The sequence below is a fragment of the Psychrobacter sp. VH5 genome, from assembly GCF_050572635.1.
GTDB classification, from domain to species: domain Bacteria; phylum Pseudomonadota; class Gammaproteobacteria; order Pseudomonadales; family Moraxellaceae; genus Psychrobacter; species Psychrobacter celer.
This window is the reverse complement of record NZ_CP192145.1, coordinates 1831062-1852031: the sequence shown is the minus strand read 5'-3', so window position 1 is coordinate 1852031 and position 20970 is coordinate 1831062. Positions and strand designations below refer to the sequence as shown.

14 protein-coding genes are annotated in these 20970 nt (G+C 47.9%); 3 read left to right on the top strand and 11 right to left on the bottom strand.

Annotation, left to right across the window (positions count from 1 at the left end; all coding sequences use genetic code 11):
* Window positions 1-92 precede the first annotated feature (92 nt).
* From cysE to ACNFVB_RS07745, 9 genes are all read right to left on the bottom strand, one after another.
* Complete coding sequence (gene cysE, locus ACNFVB_RS07785) at window positions 93-989, bottom strand: serine O-acetyltransferase (RefSeq protein ID WP_430738499.1); 897 nt, start codon at window positions 987-989, stop codon at window positions 93-95.
* A gap of 394 nt (window positions 990-1383) precedes the next feature.
* Window positions 1384-2280 (bottom strand): RNA methyltransferase, encoded by an 897-nt coding sequence (locus ACNFVB_RS07780; protein WP_430738498.1) that lies wholly within the window; start codon window positions 2278-2280, stop codon window positions 1384-1386.
* A gap of 42 nt (window positions 2281-2322) precedes the next feature.
* Entirely contained in the window at window positions 2323-2700 is a 378-nt protein-coding gene (locus tag ACNFVB_RS07775) for an Hpt domain-containing protein (RefSeq protein ID WP_105245913.1), read from the bottom strand.
* A gap of 140 nt (window positions 2701-2840) precedes the next feature.
* Window positions 2841-6545, bottom strand: a complete 3705-nt coding sequence (dnaE, locus tag ACNFVB_RS07770) for a DNA polymerase III subunit alpha (RefSeq protein WP_430737105.1) — start codon at window positions 6543-6545, stop codon at window positions 2841-2843.
* Between the two features lie 273 nt (window positions 6546-6818).
* Window positions 6819-8267 (bottom strand): alanine/glycine:cation symporter family protein, encoded by a 1449-nt coding sequence (locus ACNFVB_RS07765; protein WP_430737104.1) that lies wholly within the window; start codon window positions 8265-8267, stop codon window positions 6819-6821.
* A 103-nt stretch (window positions 8268-8370) separates the two neighbouring features.
* Complete coding sequence (locus ACNFVB_RS07760; protein WP_430737103.1) at window positions 8371-9867, bottom strand: aldehyde dehydrogenase; 1497 nt, start codon at window positions 9865-9867, stop codon at window positions 8371-8373.
* 99 nt (window positions 9868-9966) lie between these two features.
* Window positions 9967-10833, bottom strand: a complete 867-nt coding sequence (gene dapA / locus ACNFVB_RS07755) for a 4-hydroxy-tetrahydrodipicolinate synthase (RefSeq protein WP_105245905.1) — start codon at window positions 10831-10833, stop codon at window positions 9967-9969.
* Between the two features lie 91 nt (window positions 10834-10924).
* Window positions 10925-12172 carry an NAD(P)/FAD-dependent oxidoreductase gene (locus tag ACNFVB_RS07750; protein ID WP_430737102.1) on the bottom strand — a complete coding sequence of 416 codons (1248 nt, stop codon included), beginning with the start codon at window positions 12170-12172 and terminating at the stop codon, window positions 10925-10927.
* A 117-nt stretch (window positions 12173-12289) separates the two neighbouring features.
* Window positions 12290-13276 (bottom strand): proline racemase family protein, encoded by a 987-nt coding sequence (locus tag ACNFVB_RS07745; RefSeq protein ID WP_430737101.1) that lies wholly within the window; start codon window positions 13274-13276, stop codon window positions 12290-12292.
* 365 nt (window positions 13277-13641) lie between these two features.
* Between ACNFVB_RS07745 and ACNFVB_RS07740 the strand changes: the two genes are divergently transcribed.
* Window positions 13642-14448 (top strand): helix-turn-helix domain-containing protein, encoded by an 807-nt coding sequence (locus tag ACNFVB_RS07740; protein ID WP_430737100.1) that lies wholly within the window; start codon window positions 13642-13644, stop codon window positions 14446-14448.
* A 1-nt stretch (window position 14449) separates the two neighbouring features.
* On the opposite strand, the gene ggt is transcribed toward ACNFVB_RS07740, so the two are convergent.
* A complete protein-coding gene (gene ggt, locus ACNFVB_RS07735; RefSeq protein ID WP_430737099.1) occupies window positions 14450-16378 on the bottom strand; it encodes a gamma-glutamyltransferase in 1929 nt (642 codons plus the stop codon).
* Between the two features lie 227 nt (window positions 16379-16605).
* Between ggt and ACNFVB_RS07730 the strand changes: the two genes are divergently transcribed.
* Window positions 16606-18489, top strand: coding sequence for a hypothetical protein (locus ACNFVB_RS07730; RefSeq protein WP_430737098.1), 1884 nt, complete (start codon window positions 16606-16608; stop codon window positions 18487-18489).
* A 36-nt stretch (window positions 18490-18525) separates the two neighbouring features.
* Window positions 18526-20151 (top strand): hypothetical protein, encoded by a 1626-nt coding sequence (locus tag ACNFVB_RS07725; protein WP_430737097.1) that lies wholly within the window; start codon window positions 18526-18528, stop codon window positions 20149-20151.
* Between the two features lie 91 nt (window positions 20152-20242).
* On the opposite strand, the gene ACNFVB_RS07720 is transcribed toward ACNFVB_RS07725, so the two are convergent.
* On the bottom strand, window positions 20243-20803 hold the full coding sequence (locus tag ACNFVB_RS07720; protein WP_430737096.1) for a Spy/CpxP family protein refolding chaperone: 561 nt from the start codon (window positions 20801-20803) through the stop codon (window positions 20243-20245).
* Window positions 20804-20970 lie beyond the last annotated feature (167 nt).

The following is a 20970-nucleotide window of genomic DNA, read 5'->3' as shown; positions in this document are numbered from 1 at the left end:
GCTCGATGCGGCGCAAAATGCATACCAGTAGCACGAGATATCAGTTGTGCCGGTTTTATGTGCGATTGACTATATTAAAAGAGTATCAGAGGCTACGGTAAGCTATCAGGACTTGTTTTTTCCTCAGTCAGCTCTTCCATGTCAGAGCGCCCGATCACATCTAAATCTTCTAAACAAAGCTTGTCATACTTCTTTTTGCAAAAATCAGGATCAATCTCACACATGGCAGTTTGCAGCTGATCTAGGCGATTTTCTGACTGCTGAATATGCTCAAGCATTTTTGCAAACGCTTCGGCCACTGGGTCTTGAGAAAAGGGGTCGATACCATAAGCTTGAAAAGTAGTGCGGCGCTTGGCCTTGGCCGCTGTGCTTTGCGCTTGGTCTTTGCCGGTGTCGCCTTCGCCTGCTTGGGCCACTTTCTCTTGTTGTTTGGCGTCTTGGACTTTGGTGGCGATGGGGTTGCCTTTTTCATCATGATGATCGGATATCATGCGCGCCGCGCTGCCGACCATGGTAGCGCCAGCTGGCACAGGTTTGACCACCACCGTATTTGAGCCGATTTTGGCATTTTTACCGACAGTAAATGGCCCCAAAACTTTTGCGCCAGCGCCTACAATCACGCCGTCTTCTAACGTTGGATGGCGTTTGCCGTTATTCCATGAGACGCCGCCGAGAGTGACGCCGTGGTATAAGGTGACATCGTTGCCAATCTCTGCGGTCTCACCGATGACCACGCCGACACCGTGGTCGATAAAAAACCGCTTACCGATTTTGGCTGCAGGGTGAATCTCGATACCAGTGACGATACGCGAGCCGTAAGAGATCACGCGGGCGGCCAGTTTTTGTTCGTGATTCCAGAGATAATGAGCGCCGCGATGCAAGATAAGCGCATGAATACCAGGATAGGTAAGAATGACCTCCAGACTGTTGCGAGCGGCAGGATCACGGTTGAATACCGCATCGACATCTTCTTTTAGGTCTTTTTTGATGCTGGCAAGCGAATTGAGCAATTTGGCTGGCAATGACATAAAGTGTCCTATTTGTTGATCGGTCTGTTGGTCCGTCTATTGGTTGGTAAAGTATGGCGGTGTGGTCAGTATTGGGTGCTAATCCTGATGCTTATTCTATGTGCTTATTTCTATGTATAGTCGATTCTAAATAAAACAGATACATTATATATCAACGTGGAACTGGTATAAATTTTCCTTGCGTGCTGTGCCTGCGCTGCTCGATGCTGCGTAAAAATTTATCCCAGTCCCACTGTATCGTTTTTATACTGAACTGACTATACTTACAATCTGAGCCATCCAATATAACACGCCCTAATAATAGCAGGCTATCGCTGGCCGACCAAACCCAAAAAATCTGTACTGGTGGCTTTTATTATGATGATTGGGGTCTATCTTTTAAAAGCTTGGCGATAAGTGCGCTTAACAGCTGATACTCTTTTTGATCCAGCTGTAAGCGTGAGCCGAGCCGCGATAGCCGTGCTGGCAAAGATTTTAGATGTGCGCTGTCTGCCAGACCCTGCTGCACCATCAGCGCTGTCATGCGCTCGGTCAACTGCTGTTGCTGCTGCTGAGTGATGGCCGGCTCATCCCACTGTTGGCGTAACGTCATGTCAATCATCGAGCGTGCTGCGGCTTTATCAGAGTCAGCATCAGCCTCTGGGCTCGTCGCTGTCTGAATGTGGGTTTGCGCATAAGCAAAGATAAAACTGGCAATCACTTGTACCGCTGAGGCGACATTAAGTACCGGATAGGCAGGGTTGGCATCGATTTGGATATGGTAATCGGCATAGGCCAGCTCTTCATTGGTCAAACCACGGTCTTCGCGGCCAAACAATATCGCGATATTTGGTTTGCGGGTGCCAGCAGTATTATCCTGTGCGGTCTCGGCCGTGGTCTGAGGCTGATAGGTGGATTGACTATCGATAAAATCAAAAATGATTTTGGCCGCCTGTGTGGGCGTGACGACAGGGCGCGGCATATGACGACTGCGACTGCTAGCTGCAAATACCAGCTGGCAATCAGCGATCGCCGACTCTAGCGTTGGGGCAATCACAGCTGCTGACAGCAGCTCATGGCCACCTGCAGCGTGCGATACACTGGTCTCATCGATAGGCCGCTTGGGATCGACGACCGTCAAGCGTGACAATCCCATCGTATGCATGGCCCGTGCCGCTGAGCCGATATTGGCAGGCAAGGTGGTATTGACCATGACGACTTGGACACAAGATAAGTAGTCGTCTACGCTCGTTGCTGGATGGTTGATTGGCATAGATGATGGTGGCGTTGTCACTGATAAAGGGCTTTGGCTCATTTATTGCTCCATGCGCTGTTTGATGGTTTGCTCAGCGCGTTGTAGCGCCGCTGCGATATCCTCGATCAGCGCCGCCTGCTCACCGATACGCTGCTCACGGCACCGCTCTTGGAGTTGACTACTAAGACGCATCAGCTGGGTCGTCCCCAGATTAGCACTGGCGCCTTTTAGGGCATGGGCAATCTCAAAACCATTGGCATTATCGTTTTGTTGTTGCGCGATGCGTAGGCTTTGGATGCGCTGCTGGCTGTCAGTGAGATACACTTGAATCAAATCGGCAAAGTCCTCTTCGAGCAAGTCACGCATGTCTTCAAATTGCTCATCATTGAGGATCTCTACAGTTTGGTCGGCGGTATTATTATGTGGGTTCTCATCCATGGTATTAGGTCCAATATTGTCAGTTAAATCAGTTAAATCAGTTAAATCAGTTAAATCAGTTAAATCTCAAGCAATAAAACGGCTATCGTCAAGGGATAGAGTAGACATCGCTATAGGATGCCACGGCTAAAAGCCCAGCGTCAGCTATAGTGAAAATGTAAGTTGTCCTCATTTACCATGCTTTTTAGTTGTTGCAAGTTGTCATCATTTGGATAGATGCGCCAATGCTCAGAGAGTCCCACATTGGCGATACCATACGCTTCATAAATGCTCAGGCCAAGCGGCAGACAGTTATCATGAATGGAGGCGTCAGTGTTACTCAGCGCATTATTACTATAAGGGCTGCCATTTTGCAGCGCGTCTTGTTGCATGTCATGCTCTAGCGCCAATAAGTCATTGCCATCCTCATCATATAAGCTCCCACCCATCGCAGGATCATAGCTGCCATTGAAGGTCGTATCGTCTGGCTCATCTTGCTGGGTCAAGCTAGGCGCGGGGATGATATCCGCTTGGGCGGACTTGAGTAGCGGCTGTAGGCGTGAGAGTAGGCGCGTGTCACTGCCGTGGATTTTGATACTGATTTTTTTGAGCCAACGCAGACGCGCATCTACCATACTCATGGCGTTATCTAGACGGGCAAACAATCGCCCGTCACGCTCCCGGATGCTGCCTTTGATAATGACCACTTCATCCACCTTCAACTGGTCTTTGACGCGATTGAAACGCTCAGCATAGCAGCTGACCTCTAATCGTGAGGTGCCATCATCTAAGGTAATGACATTTCGATTGCCAAAGTTGGCAATATCGATAATAAGGCCGGCAAAGTAGCAGCTGCCGTTATAGCCTGTGTCTGTGAGCTTATCAAGGCGAGCACCAGAGGTATAGCGTTTTAGCTCATCCAAGTACTCATTGATCGGGTGCCCAGTCAGATACAGTCCTAGTGTGTTTTTTTCTGCTTTGAGGCGGTGCTTGTCACCCCAGATCAGATCGGCAGTCATTTTGAGTGGTGGGGCGGCGACCACACCGTCCATCTCGCCAAACAAGTCCATCATGCCAAGCTCATTGTTTTGGCGGTCTTGCTCCGCGGCCTGTACCGCGCTTGGCAGCTGACTCATCAGCGCGCCGCGAATCTCGTAGGCGGCATCGCTTGGTAAGTCTGGTCGCAACGTCGCGGCAAAGTCATCAAAACAGCCAGCACTGACCAATGCCTCAAGCGTACGTTTATTGACTTTTTTGATATCAACGCGGCGGCAGAAGTCATATAAATCCTTAAACGGCCCACCGCGGCGGCGCGCATCGACGATAGACTCCACCGCACCTTCACCGACGCCTTTAATCGCGCCAAGTCCATAAATAATATTGGTCGGCGTATCAGCGACAAAGTGCCACTCACTGCGGTTTACCGATGGATTGTCTACAGTCAATCCAAAGTTTTCACGGCAGTCATTGATAAAGAACACCACGTTGTCGGTGTTGTTCATATCGGATGTCAGTACCGCAGCCATAAATTCGGCAGGGTAGTACTGTTTGAGATAAGCGGTCTGATAAGCAAGGACGCCATAAGCAGCAGAATGCGAACGGTTAAAACCATAACCGGCGAACTTCTCCATCAAATCAAATACACCGCCTGAGGTGACCTCATCGATACCTTGATCGGTAGCACCCGTGACAAAAATATCACGCTGTTTGGCCATCTCTTCAGGTTTTTTCTTACCCATGGCGCGGCGTAGCATATCCGCGCCGCCGAGACTGTAACCGGCCATGACCTGCGAGATTTGCATGACTTGCTCTTGATAGACAATAACGCCGTTGGTGTTTTGCAAAATTGGCTCGAGGTTGGGATGGTCATAAATGACTTCTTCGCGGCCGTGCTTACGGTCGATATACATCTCTACCATACCGGCATCGAGTGGCCCTGGGCGATAGAGGGCACACATGGCGATGACGTCTTCGATGTTGGTCGGTTGCAGTTTGGCCAAGTATTTTTTCATACCCATACTCTCTAGCTGAAAGACAGCTGTGGTCTTTGCTTCTTGCAAGAGTTTGTAGGTTTTTTTGTCATCTAATGGTAAATCTTCTAGTACCAACGCGTCTTTGCCTTCGCGTGCGCGGCGTTGGTTGATGTTTTCTACCGCAGCATTAATGACGGTTAAGTTACGCAAGCCCAAAAAGTCAAATTTTACCAGACCGACATCTTCGACATCGTCTTTATCAAACTGGCTAACGCGATGACCCTCATCGTCACAGTAAATGGCGCTAAAGTCAGTGATTTTATGCGGGGCTATGAGGACACCACCGGCGTGCTTGCCGACATTGCGGCACACGCCTTCTAATTTGACCGCCATCTCCCAAATCTCGATGGCATCTTCATAATCCATGTTATCAGGATTGGAGATTAAGTCTTTGAGCTGCGGCTCTTGCTCGAGTGCTTGAGACAAGGTGATGCCAGGTGTTTTCGGAATCAATTTAGAGATTTTATTGGCCAAAAAGTACGACTTGCTTTGTACCCGCGCCACATCACGCACCACCGCTTTTGCCGCCATGGTACCAAAGGTGATGATTTGTGAGACCGCTTCACGGCCGTAAGTTTGCGCCACATAATCGATGACACGGTCGCGCCCTTCGATACAAAAGTCAATATCGAAATCGGGCATAGAGACACGTTCAGGGTTTAAGAAGCGCTCGAATAATAGGTCGTAATGAATGGGGTCGAGATCGGTAATGTTGAGCGCATACGCAACCAAAGAGCCGGCACCAGAGCCGCGACCTGGCCCCACAGGGACGCCATTGGCCTTGGCCCAGCGGATAAAGTCCATAACGATTAAGAAGTAACCGGGGAACCCCATAGACAAAATAATATCGAGCTCATACTCTAGGCGCTCATCGTACTGCTTACGAAAGTCGCTCCAGCTCTCGTCACGCGCTTCCACAGGAAACAGCTTGTCCAATCGGTGATTAAGACCGCGCTGTGATTCTGCCCGAAAAAAAGACTCAATGGTCTCGCCCTCTGGTACAGGAAAGTCAGGCAACACGTTGATGCCTAGCGTTAGTGTCACATTACAGCGGGTGGCTAGGCGGATGGTATTGTCGACCACCTGCGGAATATCGGCAAACAGTTGCGCCATTTGGTCTTGGGTTTTTAGATACTGCTCATCTGAATACAAGCGCGGACGGTTAGGGTCAGCTAGTACGTACGAGCCTGCGATACAGACGCGGGCTTCGTGAGCATCGAAGTCCTCTTGCTCCAAAAACCGTACGTCATTGTGGGCGATAATGGGCAGTTGATGCTTGGCACCAGCGTGGATAGCCGCTTTGATAAAAGCATCTTCGCCTGAGCGGTTGGTGCGCTTGATCGCAAAGTACAAGCGATCAGCAAAATGCGCCTGCCACTCTGTGATCAGCACGTCGGCATTTTCTGGCATAGAGCTGACTAGCGCATGACCGACGTCTGATTTTTCGCCAAACAAGACAATAACGCCCGCTGCGTGCTCTAAGATATGACGGCGCTTGATGACAGGGGTGCCATGATTGTCAGGGTCGGCGCGGCCTTCGGTGAAGCCCAGCGAGACAATACGGGTGATGTTTTGATAGCCTTCGTTGTCCATGGCCAGCAGCGTCAGTCTAGTGTCTTCATCATCCATGATAACTTCGCTGCCGATGATGGGCTTGATGCCAGCGCCAAGACAAGCGCGATAAAACTTCACTGTCGCATAAAGGTTGGATAAATCAGTCAGTGCTAGTGCTTGCTGATTATCAGCTGCCGCCGCTTTAATAAGCGGCTTTATGCGCACGATAGAATCAGTGATGGAGTATTCGCTGTGAATGCCAAGGTGTACAAATGCCATAGAGGACTCTTATTGGTGCGGTCAATAACAATAGGTTTTATTAGCGGATTTTGCGTGGTTTACATGGGAAGTTTAGGCCGTAAAAGCCTTTGTCGCAAATGCTCAATTGAGCAGGATATCATAGCATTATTTGCTGTTGACAGCTATAGCTTCGGTGGGGAGCATAAGAAACAGCCTGTCTTTGCTGGCAGGTGCTGATATGAAAAAAGCCTTCTATATTACGCTGATATAAAAGGCTTTGAGAGGAAGTAAAACGAGGTTTTTTACCAATACTTAACGCTTGCCGTACTTATCACTATACTCTATCCAGAAATCTGCGTTTTCGATACCTACTTTTCTAGGATCAAACATTGGATCAAGTCCTAATTTTTTCTGTTCATCGTAGTCTTTTAGAACTTTTAATGCGGTTTTGCTAAGCAGTAGGATAGCAATGAAGTTTAAGTAACACATACTACCGAAGCCAATATCACCAAGTGCCCACATCATGCCGATTGATTGCACACTACCAGCAAAGCAGATGATCAAAAATACAATTTTTAGTATTGGCTTTAATACAGGATAACGCAGCTTGCTATCCAAAAATACCAAGGTAGTTTCGGCGATATAGTAATAAGCTATCAAGCAGGTAAAAGCAAATAGGAAGATAGCAATGGCCACAAAGCCACTGCCATATTGGCTAAATACGGTTGATACCGCCGCTTGTGTAAATGCGGTACCAGCGGCCACACCTGGCATGTTTTCAACCAACGTCATGCCCTCTGCCGGAATGACATTGTACATACCTGTAGATAAGATCATCAGTGCGGTCGCGGTACAGACGAGAACGGTGTCAATATAAATCGAAAAGCCCTGCACCAAACCTTGCTTGGCTGGGTGTGATACTTCAGCAGCAGCGGAGCTAAAAGTCGCCTCGCCAGCACCGGCGACGTTGGAGAATACCGCGCGGCGTACGCCCCAAGAAATAGCAGTACCAACGATGCCGCCAAAGACAGCGTCCATTCCAAAGGCGCTCTTGAAGATAAGGGCAAACATGGCAGGTATGTTGGATGCATTAAAGGCTAAGACGATGACCATCATTAAAATATAACCAATCGCCATAAAAGGTACAATAGTACCAGCAAAGCTGGCAATGCGTTTTACACCACCAAATATAATAATGGCCAATAGCGCCACAATAATTATACCAGTCACCGAAGAGGGGATATTAAAAGCGGTCTGAAAGGAGTCAGCGATGGTATTGGCTTGAACGCCGGGAACCAATACACCATAAGACAGACAAGTAACGGCAGCAACGACAATGGCAAAAGGCTTCATCTTAAGGCCGCGCTCAATATAAAATGGCGAACCACCACGGTACTGACCATCTACATCGTCTTTGTATACCTGCGAAAGAGTGGATTCAATAAAGGCACTTGCACCGCCCAGCAGCCCCATCACAATCATCCAAAATACAGCTCCAGGTCCGCCAGCTGCGATGGCCGTGGCAACCCCAGCAATGTTACCAACACCAATACGACCCGACAACGCCATACAAAAGGCTTGGAATGAGCTAATACCTCTATGTGAAGTTTGCTTGTCAAATAATAACTTGATCATCTCTTTAAAATGGCGGAACTGCACACCGCGGGTCATAATTGTAAAATAAATACCGACACCGAGTGCCAAATAAACTAACGCATCACTCCAGATATAGCCGACTATGGCGTTAATAATTGCTTCCATGACCTTACTTCCTTGTAAGTTTGACTAAAGAATTCAATTGTTTTGATATGAAATACGGTCACATTAAGCGCGTTAATATGACCGTACGTGTTGCAAAGCTCTATTAATTGACCACCCAAATAGTCTTAGTCTGTGTGTATTGCTCTAACGCTTCTAGACCGTTATCACGTCCGCCGAATCCTGACTGTTTATAGCCGCCAAATGGCGTGGTGATATCGCCTTCTGAAAAGCCATTGATAGAGACAGTGCCCGCTTTGATGGCTGAAGCGACTCGATACGCGCGCTTGATGTTTTGAGTATAAAATGACGCCGCCAAACCATAGCTAGACTGATTGGCAAGACTAATGGCTTCTTCTTCAGTCTCGAAGCTAGTGACGGCAAGGATGGGACCAAATACCTCTTCATTAAACAAAGTCATGTCGGGACTGACATTGTCAAAAATAGTAGGCTCGACATACCAACCGCTGCCCAATTCTGAATGGATATTGCCTCCTGCCACAAGCGTGGCGCCTTCATCTTTGGTGGTTTGTAGATAATGACTCACCTTGTCGAAATGTGCTTTTTCGATCATCGGGCCAATGGCAGTACTTGAATCATAAGGTGAGCCAACTTTCCAGTCTTTTAGACCTTCTTTAAGTTTTTCAAGTAAAGCGGCTTTTTGGCTGCTATGTACGATCAAACGTGAGCCGCAGCTACAGTTTTCACTCATGTTCCAAAACGCTGCAGACAAGATGTCGTTGATGGCGGCGTCATCAAGTACGGCGTCATCAAAGACGACTTGCGGGCTCTTGCCGCCGCACTCTAAGACGATTTCCTTTAAATTGCTTTGTGCCGCGTATTGTAAGAACAGACGTCCGACTTCTGTTGAGCCAGTGAATGACACCATGTCGACATCCATATGCTGACCGAGTGCTGCACCGACATTTTCCCCAAGACCACAGACCAGCTGTAAGGCTTCTTTTGGCACGCCAGCTTCGTAGGCGAGTTCGGTTAAGCGGTAGGCGGATAGGGAGGTCAGCTCAGCGGATTTGACAATGACGGAGTTGCCTGAGATGAGAGCAGGGGCGACTTTCCAAGCGTACATTTGGGCTGGAAAGTTCCAAGGTAACACCGCACCGACGACGCCAATAGGCTCTTGTACGATGAGAGCTAAAGCGGCGCTGCCAGTTGGAGCGACTTTACCGAAAACCTTATCAGCGGCCTCGGCGTACCATTCAAAAGTCTCAATGGTCGCTGGGATATCGGTATTTAGGCATTCGGTAATGGGTTTGCCCGCATCCACACAATCTAATGCTGCAAGTTCCTCGCTATGTTCGTGCATGAGCGCACACCAGCGCTGCATGATGGCTTTACGCTCAGCTGGTGCTAGACGGCGCCATTCACCATTCTCAAAGCTATCGCGTGCGACCTTGACGGCAATGTCAACATCATCGGCGTTACCTGAGGCGATTTGCCCGATGACGCTGTTATCAATAGGCGTGTAATTGTCTAAGGTCTCTGTTGATAGATTTTCGGCGGCGATTAAGTGACCCGCCCATAGTTTTTGTTGTTTTGCTTGCTCGAATACTTGCTCTTTAGTGATTTGTTCTTTAGTGCTCATTTTTCTAATCCTTGTTTGCTAAATTTGATGCCGTCAGTTTAACTACGGCATCAAATTTAGCGTTGGTTATCCTTAACAGTCCTTTTACTAAGCTGAGTGCTATTTAGACAGCAATGCTAAAAACTCTGATTTCTCATCTGCTGGCATGTCCGTGAGTGGTACGCGAACTGAGCCAACATCCATAGTGCCGTTTAAGCATCCCGCTTTGGCCTTTTGGTTGTAGTTGCCAGACTCCATAGAATGAATGGCAGGATAAATCTCACTCATGATTTGCTTGGCTTTATCCCAATCGCCTTGCTGGGTGGCATCAAACAGAGCGACTTGTTCGGCTGGAAAGACGTTTGCTGCGCCTGCGATCCAGCTTTTTGCGCCCCAAAAGAAGAAGTCAACGGGTTGGTCATCACAGCCACAGACCACTTCAAAGTCATCAAAATCAGCTTGTAGCATACGTAGCGCATGGCTAAAGTCGCCGCTACTTTCTTTCACGCCGACGATGTTAGGGTGCTTGGCTAGATGAGCAACCGTGTCAAATTCAATGGCAACGCCGACACGGTCCGGGAAGTTGTACATGATGATTGGCAGCTCGCTGGCGTCGGCCACTTTTTCAAAGTGAGCGATGATGCCATCTTGCTCAGGTAAGCTATAAGGCGTCGCAGATAGCATGAGACCGTCATAACCTAAGGTTTTTGCTTGTGCGGCAAGCTCAATAGAATGATCGGTTGATAAGCTGTTAATACCAGCGATAAGGGTCACTTTGTTTTTTGCAGCTTCAGCAATAGTGGTCAACACCAACTCACGCTCAGCTGCCGAAAACGTGTAGTATTCACCAGTAGTGCCGCAAGCGACGATACCAGCAACGCCTTTATCGATAAAGGCTTCGACCAGTGCCGTTAGTTTTTGCGCATCAACGTTACCGTTATGGTCAAATGGGGTAACGATTGGGACTAAGATTCCATTAATATTCATAAGTCTTTCCTTGTTAGTAGTGATTTAAATAATGGTGATTCAATATTGAATCGGTTGGTTTTTTGCTTGCTACACGGCAGTCATAAACTGCTTATTTGAAACGGTTAAGTCGATATGGTTTTGGATCTATCACAGGCGGCTCATCAAAATATAGCTCCGCGACCATGCGTGCGCTGACGACAGCTTGCGTTAGGCCCAAATGTTGATGCCCGAAGTTTAAAAACACCTTGTCAATCCTATCTATGATGGGTAGTGAATCCGCTGTTGAAGGTCGAAAACCCATCCAAGGCACACTGTCTGCTGCATTTAATGGTGCTTTTAACATGGGCTGCGCTTGTTGCAATAACATGTGAGCTCGCCTCATATTTGCTGGCGCGTCAAGTCCTGCATACTCCACAGTGCCAGCCAAACGCAAGCCTTCTTGCATCGGTGTCATAATAAAGCGCCGATCCATACTGGATACGGGTATCTGCAAACGCTGCGGCTCATGCGGTAGCATTAGATGATAGCCACGCTCGGTATCTAACGGTACCGTCACACCAGTGAGTTTTTTCGCCAATGTTTTTGAATGAGCACCGGCAGATAGCATGACCTTAGATGCTGTCATATCGCCTTGACTGGTGGTTAGACGAATACCGTCTGGATGCACGGCTGCATCCAGTACACGGCAATCTTCAATCGTATGACCCCCTAATTGTCTAAAGGTACTGTGAAGCTGTTTCATGACGGCTTTTAGATTGGTGATGTGACCGGTATTTGGAAAGAACAACGCCGCCAACTGGTTATCTTGTAAGGCAGGCTCACGCGCCAACAGCTCTTTTTGACTGAGTAACTCATTTGCCACACCAATCTCGTTAAGACGGTTGCCATGTGCGGTTAATAACGACACGCTAACGGGTTTTTCAACCGTTAATAATGAGCCTTCAATATGTACCCAATCGTTTAGTTGCCACTGATTAGCAAAATCCTGCCAAGTTTGAATGCTGCTCTGATTAAGGGTCATCAATGCCTGATGAATGCGCTCAAATGGCTCAGGGCGCATGTTCATGAGCAATTGCATTGCCCAAGGCATTAAGCGCGGCAGATAGCGCCAGTCTATACGTAATGGCCCTGTTGGGTTAAAGAGCATAGCTGGGATATGGCGAAGCATACTTGCATCGGCAATCGGAAAAACCTGCTCGGCAGCGATATGACCGGCGTTACCTAATGATGCGCCTTGACCGACTTCATTGGCGTCGAGTAATGCGACCTTGGTGCCTCGCGCTTGCAACGTCACTGCAGTCGCAAGACCGATAATGCCGCCACCAATAATATGAATGCCGAAGTGTGAGGTGCTCATAGGATCTCTCGATAATACTCATGCATAAACATTGGCTGACCAATTTATTGCTATCTATGGTTTCGCATATGCTTAATAGTTTTTTTAGCAATTGCTTAATAAGGACATAACAAGTGTTTAGCAAGAAATGCCCCATTTGAATGGGTCGTCTTCTTGTACAATCAGTGTGGTCTCGGCGCAGACATGGGCATGACCACAGATGGTTGGGATAATCGTGTGCTCAGGGTAGGCTGTAGACTCTGTATTGCTGAGATCAGTGGCATATTGGTAGCTGCCGGTAAATACGCTGCCAACGACACTTTGTTGGCGCCAGATTTGACCAGGCGCTAAGAGGTCGTCAGCAGCAAGGCAGGCCAGTTTGGCACTGGTGCCGGTACCGCAAGGTGAGCGGTCGTACGCCGCACCTGGGCATAGGACGAAGTTTTTACTATCTGCTTGAGCATCGTTGCTATCGGCAAACAGCTCGATATGGTCAATCTCGCCGCCGTTTTCGCCAGCGATGTTAGCAGTGATTAAGGCTTGCTTAATTTGCATGGTTACTTGAGTCAGTTTTGCGACATTATTTGCTTGAATGTCTTGTCCATGCTCACTGACTAAAAAGAACCAGTTGCCACCCCAAGCGATATCGCCACGGATAAGGCCTAATTCAGGAACTTGAACCTCAACTTGTTTTTTATAACGATAAGAAGGGACGTTTTGGATGCTACAGCTGCCATCATCATGCAAGGTTGTTTTGATTAAACCCACCGGGGTCTCAAACCAATGTGTGCCAGTCGTGATTTTTTGTTGATAAGCCAGCGATGCGACGACACCAATCGTGCCGTGCCCGCACATACCTAAATAACCAGCATTGTTGAAAAAGATAACGCCCGCTGTGGCTTTAGGATCATTTGCAGGAAGGAGTAGTGCACCGACAAGGACATCATTGCCGCGTGGCTCTAAAATGATACTTTGGCGCAGATGGTCGAAGTTTTGTTTGAAATAATGCAGCTTATCTTGCATGGTCTCACCGACCAGCTCAGGAAAGCCGTCATAGACCATACGAGTAGGCTCACCGCCAGTATGTGAGTCGATAATTTTAAAGTTAAATAATGTAGAAGACATGACGGGTACCTTAATTCATCCTTGAAAAAGTTACATTCCATTGTTGTGCAATAGAGCTAATGCAAGCATAGCTTGCAGTCATCCATTAATCCGCAATTGCTAAGGTCTATATATAGAATGGACGTTTTTGAATGGAGCGTCTTGCTGTTTTTTCATGGATAAATGCGTATTTCTGCATAGTATTCAGGTGTACACTAGTAAGGTTGTAATATATTTTTGGAGTAAATAAGACATGACTTTTTTTCATAAATATAGTCAGTGGATGCTGTTATATAAGCTTTGTGTCATAGAATATGAGAGTAATTGCGTATAGAGTTTTTTAACGTTTAATATGTTTATTCAGCTTGATAGAACAAGGAAGCGCTATGCTTGATGAAGTAAATGAAAACACTGAACTTGTGATGTCACTACAAGAGAGTATTACGTCTTATTGCCCAGAAAGTATGGATGAATTTGTTGGGAATATATCGCTATTGCTGCCTTTGATTGACAATTTCACCAAGATTGTCTTTTTTGTAAAAGATGAGCAGGCGCGTTACCAGCTGGCAAACAGAACGCTGTTAAAACGTTGTCAGTTGAATAAGCATGCAGACATTATAGGCTTCACCACAGAAGAGGTGTTTTCACATCATCAGGGCAAAGACTATATGGTGCAAGATATGAAGGTATTGCGCGAGGGAAAGTCGATTGTCGACAACTTAGAGCTGCACAGTTATGCGTCTGGTCAATTAGGGTGGTGTATTACCAATAAGCTGCCTATTTATAATAACAACCAACAAATAGTTGCGATGGTTGGGATATCGGTCGATATCGATGAAGATAATGAGCGTGTTTTACGTAAACACGCTCGCCTGGCAGAAGTTGCTCAGTTTGTACGAGCTAACCTCGATCAAAAAATTAATGTGGCTCAGCTAGCGGAATTGGCTAATTTGAGCGTGTCGCAGCTAGAGCGAACGTTTAAGGCAGTGCTCAGTATGTCGCCGCTGCAGTTTGTACAAAAGCTACGCTTGGAATATGCGGTGAAGTTATTGGCTAATCCTGAAATGTCAGTGACTCAGATATCATTGCACTGCGGCTACAGCGATCACAGTGCTTTTAGCCGCCAGTTCAAGCAGTTCACAGGCATATCGCCTACTCAGTTTCGCCACGCGTATTTGACACCAAAAAGTTAACTTAATACCCAACCACCGCTGCATCGACAATACGTGGATCAGAGGAGCCGTAGACACCATTTGGCGTTATCATAATCGACTGTGTTGAGCCCATAGCGGCTTTTGGACTGACCGTGTGTCCCATGGATTCTAGCTTTTTGATCGTATCGATATTCAGTGCTTTTTCTACTCGTATCTCATCAGGCAGCCATTGGTCATGGATGCGCGGCGCATGCGTTGCCTCTGCGATATTCATATCATGATCGATAACGTTGGAGATGATTTGGGTGACGGTGGTGATGATGCGGCTACCGCCGGGGCTGCCAGTCACGATATAAGGCTTATCATCCTTAAATACCAACGTCGGACTCATCGAGGATAGCGGCCGCTTATTGGCTTCTACGCTATTTGCCTCACCGCCTAGTAGCCCATAGCCATTTGGCGTGCCAGGCTTGGCAGAAAAGTCGTCCATCTCGTTGTTTAGTAATATGCCCGTGCCGTCTGCAACCAGACCGGTGCCGTAAGAGAAGTTCAGCGTATAGGTATTGGCGATTGCATTGCCGTCTTTATCCACGATAGAGAAATGCGTGGTTTGGTCGCTCTCGTAGGGTAATGGGTTGTTGGCTTTAATCGTACTCGCTGGCGTGGCCTTGTCTGGATCAATCAAGGTGCGCAGCTGATCGGCATAGGCTTGAGAAGTAAGGCCGCTGGCTGGTACATCGATAAAGTCTGAATCCCCTAAATACTCTGCACGGTCAGCATAAGCCAGTTGCATTGCTTCTGCCATTAGATGAATGGTTTGCGCGCTATTGTGACCATAGTCTTTTAGTCGATAGCCTTCTAAGATGTTAAGTATCTGCACGATGTGAATACCACCAGAGGAGGGCGGTGGCATCGAGACGATCTCATAACCACGGTAGTCGTTTGTCACAGGCGTACGAGCGATGGCTTCGTAATTGGCCAAATCCTGCAAGCTCATACTGCCGCCAGCATCATTAACGGCTTTGACAATACTGCGCGCGGTCTCACCTTTATAAAAGCCATCAGCACCTTGAGTGGCAATGAGCTTTAGCGAGCGGGCAAGCTCTGGCTGATAAAGGCGCTCGCCAGGTTGATACGCGCTGCCATCAGGTTTAAAAAACACTTTTTTGGTACTGGGCCACTTTTGTAGGCGATCGCTTAAGGCTTCTAGTGACTCCGACAAGCCAGCGGTGACTTCTATACCATCTTCAGCAAGTGAAATAGCCGGTGCCATCACTTGCTCGCGGCTCATGGTGCCATGGTCTTCTAGCGCTTTGAGCAGTCCTGCGACTGTCCCTGGTACGCCGACAGCTAAGCCATGAAAGCGAGACAAATCACTTACCGCACTGCCGTCCTCATCCAGATACATATCACGCGAGGCGCTGCTTGGGGCTTTTTCGCGATAATCGAGCGCTACCGTTTCGCCCTGCTCGGCATCATAAATCATCATAAAACCGCCACCGCCGATGTTGCCCGCCCGAGGTAGTGTCACGGCTAAGGCAAAACCCACCGCAACGCCAGCATCGACGGCATTACCACCGTCTTTTAGAATCTGTAAGCCAATATCAGAGGCCAATGCTTCTTGAGTTGCGACCATGCCGTTTTTGGCCCAGACGGGATGATGAATGGCATCCTCGGAGTAGATAGCTTGCTCGGTTTTTGTTTTATTGGTTGTGGATGTCAGCGTATTGGTTTGCGCTGGTGTGATGCGCTTGGTTTCAGACAAAACCGTAGGATTGTCCGTCATGATCGCCAGATTGATCGCACTGGTGTTGATTGAGGTGTTATTTATCACATTGGCATCAGTTGGTGTTACTGGTTCAAGCGCGTGCGCTGATACAGATAGCAATAATGTACTGCTAGCAATGAGCATCGCAGATTTTAATGTGGTGATGATGGGTGGTTGAGAGTGGCCAGACAGATTTGGCATGGCAAAGTCCTTTTTATGTGAGTGGTAAAGTTTGAATATTTCATAAGTCTGAGTAAGAGGTTTTTTATATATAAAAATACAAAATATGAGAGGGCAGGTTCTAATAGATAAAAACAATACAGACTTTTGCCTATAAACGCACGCTAATATTACTAAATTGTAACGCTTTGTGTTATAAATATCATACGCGTTTATCCTTATTTTACCCATTAAATAAAGGGACTTTTATGTCATCTACTCATAGCAATCATAGCAGTCGACATTCTGGTTGTAGGTCGCAGCTGCATGAGGTAACTGCGCCTGCGGCGATTTATCATAAAAACAAACATCGAAATTTATCACGTACACTGACGGCGACCGGTTATGCGCTGCTGCTTGGTGGTACGTCATTGGTATTGATGGGCTGTCAGACAAGCGCTGGCGTCTCCTCAGGCGCGGTATCAGATGCGCTCATCGACTTTGAGGTCGCAGACAGTGCAGTAAACCAAGCACAGGGGCGCGTCTTTACTGACCGTCTACAAGCCAACTCTGCGCGCTATGAGCAACTGTTTGACCAGCAGAGCTATCCCAATACGGAGAATCAGGCAAAGACACGTTTGCTTGCTGCCATTCGTCAGCATCTCGCTAGTGAGCACGTGGCCGTCGCGCAGGCCAATTATCATATGGCACCCTTTATCGATCCAGACAGTATCGATGCTGGCGCGAGCAGTCTGCTAAGAACCATCATCGAAACTTATGCGTATCAAGAAGAGCAAGCGATAGACGACGAAGCTGCTGATTATAATAGTGAGTTTGCTGACGATGCAGATGAAGCGTTTGCTGATGATGATGAGTATAGCGCCAATACTAAAGACGATGGGTTGATACCGGGCGTGCAAGATGTCAAACCCAAGGCATTATTAAAGAGCTATGAAGCCATGCAAGCCGCCAAGCAGCAGCCAGTGGCGAGCGATGACAAACCGATGCCAACTACCGGCGTCATCGGTCAGATGCTTGCTATGTTGCATCGCACACCTGAGCAAATCGCTGCGACCAACGCCTATCAATATCAGCATTTGACATTTAATAGCGTCAGCCAATTCAGACCCAAACAGCGCCAGCTACGTAGCGTCTATAGTTATGACTATGTCAGCCCAACGCTTAGCTCATCCATACAGATACCGCTCGCACTGGATTTTAATGACAGTCGTATCACGGTAGACCCATCGGCCATCATGCCGATTGTGGCGCTGGCCAGTCCTGAAAATACCCCGCTGCCTCAGGAGATGGCCTCTCATACGGTCAGCTTTGGTCTGCCTAAGGGCATCACCGAGCAGCTGCCGCCTACGGTATTGTATGATGCTGCGCTTGCTGCGATACAGAAGAGTATGGCCGAGCTGGCACCAGAGTATTTCAGCGCCGTTGATATACGTAATGACGCATTTGCCAAAGAAGTGGGGGCCAGCCATGCTGTCAAGTTATATATCGGTAGTAAGCAAGGCGGTGAGCTGGTCGGCAAAATCCTAAAATATATGACCCAGTCACTACAAGAGCATGTCGATGCCAATCCGTCACAGTATCCTGATGGAGCGATGCTAAAAGCTGCACTTGCTAAGGCGCAGCTATACCATAAAGGCTATCAAAGCGCGGATGTCGGCGCACTGCTACAGCTGATTGAAGCGATCGGTCCCATCTCCTTTAATCAAACAAACTACTACTATTTGGATCGCGCAAATCAGCTACTGGCCAAGCAGCAACGGCTAAATGTCGGTAGCGATTTGATGGGTGCGACCACCAGCGTACTCAACCAAGTGCGTTATGATAAAGCCAGCTTTAACGACCATGCGCTCACACCTTTATTGGCTGAGTCTTTTGGGGCAAATGCCCAGCCTGCCATCGACGGCAACGCGTGGCTTGCGAAAATACGCCAACAAAAAGACAGACTGCAAAGCGCTCGTTATACACGCTATGACTACGAGTATGATGATGAAGATCGTTACGATGTTGATAATACTAATGAAGAGGGTGGCGTTTATGACAGTGGTAATAGTGAGGACTGGAACGACAACGATGAAGCATTGTATGACGATGCGGCCAAGTATGGCATCGATAGCAAGCTAGCGGATCAGTAGGTCTGTCTTGTTAACTCTCCCTATTAAGGATAAAAAATGAAAAAATCCCAGCAAACTCATACCAGCCGCCCGCCACGTGCATCTACTACTATCAATGGTCATGCGGTATTTGCCAGCGCGCTTGTCGCAGGCGCGGCGTTATTGACAGGGTGTCAATCGACCAGCCTTGGACAGTCTAATGCCATGACGGCTACCCAAACCTCAGTAGCTGCCAAAACAGCCGTCGCAAGCGCGCTACAAGCGCAGCGTCGCCAGTCCTTTCGTTATCATAGCAACCTTGAGATTAGTAATAAGCAGCAGTTTGACGGTATAACGGCTCAAAGCACTACCAACAATGGTGCTAACAACCCAGTCACTACTGATGATATCTATCAATACTGCGAAGATACGCATGACGAGGCCTATGCGGCATTATTGGCGCAGGCAGAAGGACAAAAGCAAGATATATCGGCGACAATATATGACGCTCAGCGTGCGACCATCAAACAATCCTATCTAGCCTGTACGGATGCCTATCAAGCATGGCAAGACAGCCAATACGACAGTGAGGTAAGTGTGCCTGCTGATTACCAAAAGTTGTTTGATAATTATGACGCGCAGCCAACCGCACAGGGTATCAAAAAAGCAAAGCTACTCGATGCCTATCTACTAAAACCGTTGTCTATCAACGCCCAAGGCGTGTATCAGCCGATGGCGGGCAAAGCGACCATGCTTGCCAGTGCCCAATACCAAGCGCGTAATCATCAAAGTAGCCTCAACCAACCGGTCTATATCGATTTTAAAAACGGTGATATTTATCTATGGGCGGACAATTTTGCGATGATTAACTCAAAGCTATTGGACGACAAACTTGGCACGACATGGCAAAACAAATGGCTCAAAGTCACGCTGGACGATGGCACGTTACCCAAAGGCTTTGGCAAAGCAGTGATCACCCATCATTTTGCCGCGCTCGATGCCGCATTTGCCGCAGCGCCAGCAAGTCAGTTTGAGTACGTCGCGGCCACGTCTTTGACTGCGCTATCTCCTAAGCTGCCAGCGCACCAGATGCCCGCAATGCTGGCAAGTGAGCAAGTGATCCGCCGTACTCAAAGCGCGACCAGTCACGAGCAGTCATATCAAGAGTATATGCGTGGTTTTTATGAGCGGATAAGCGAGCAGTATCCAGAGCTTGTCAATGACAGTGCTGATGGTGCTGACAGTGCTTCTGATATAGCGCCTGACATTTTTACCAGTAAGGCCTTGGTACAGCAAGTACTGACAATAATCAAAAACAGTATAGACGCCGCTGATGATACGGTCGCCAGCCGTACAGTAGATACTGGTGCAGAGACGTCAAACGTGCAAACGCTATACGGCATTGATAAACGTGGCCGTCTCATCTGGCAGCATCTGCGGCGTGAGTTTCCTAGCGAGACCAATCAGCATAAAGGTGTCGTGATAGATGCCATGCAGCAGTATTCTGCTATTCGTCCAAAAGACGCTGCATTTCCCAACTTACCAAGTGATGTACAAGTACCAAATGCGCGCAATAGTGTTGATGCGCGCGAGTATGGTCGCGAGCTGATGCAATACTATCGCGATGGTAATGGCACGGCGATAGGCAAGATGATATTTAAGGCGCTACCGCTGTCGCAAGAGCGTTTGGGCGGTACTGATTAAAAGGTATTGAGCTATCATCAGAATTATACAAAAAAGCGCACCGTTATCACGATGCGCTTTTTCTGAATGGTGTAGCGGGCAGTAATAACTACTACATGCCTTGATGCTGATGCGGTTGGCCATGCTGACCTTTTGTCATTTTTGCCATTCTCTCGTTTTGCAGTTTGGCAAGTTTGGCGCGTTGCTCCGGCGTTAGCACTTGCGCGATGGCGTGCTGGGTCTGAGCATGCTCAATAAAACGCTGCTTGACTTTAGCCGCTTGCTGATCCGCTAGGCGGTTAAGCGCGGCCGTATTCAACGTGCTGGCAGTGGTCAATGCCTGCATTTGTTGATGCATCTGCGCCCGTTCTGCTTTGTGTTGCGCGCGCTCAGCGTTACGGTCGCCGTGTTTGGCCTCCATGATGGCTTTGATTTGTGCTTGCTGCGTGGCACTCAAATCTAGCTGTGACAGTGGGCCTCGCATGCCGCCTTTCATATCGCCTTTGTGCATGCCACCTTTGTGCATACCTTCTTTCATGCCGCCTTGATGATGCTTTTGCATTTTGCTGGTGGCAGGTACGGTGTCAGTCGTTGCATTGACACTGGTGCAGGCGGTGACAGCAAATACACTAGAGGTGGCCAATACTGTGCCCATAAGTAGTTTTTTCATCATACAATCCTTTTATAATTTGAGTAAATAAACAATAAATACCTTATCTTGCCAGTATGGCGATAAGTGCGACAAGTGATTGATAGGTGCTATCTTACGACAGTTAAAGGTTGCGATACTTTATGAAGTATTAAGAAAGGTAACGTTTATGGCGTTATGATAAGTCCATG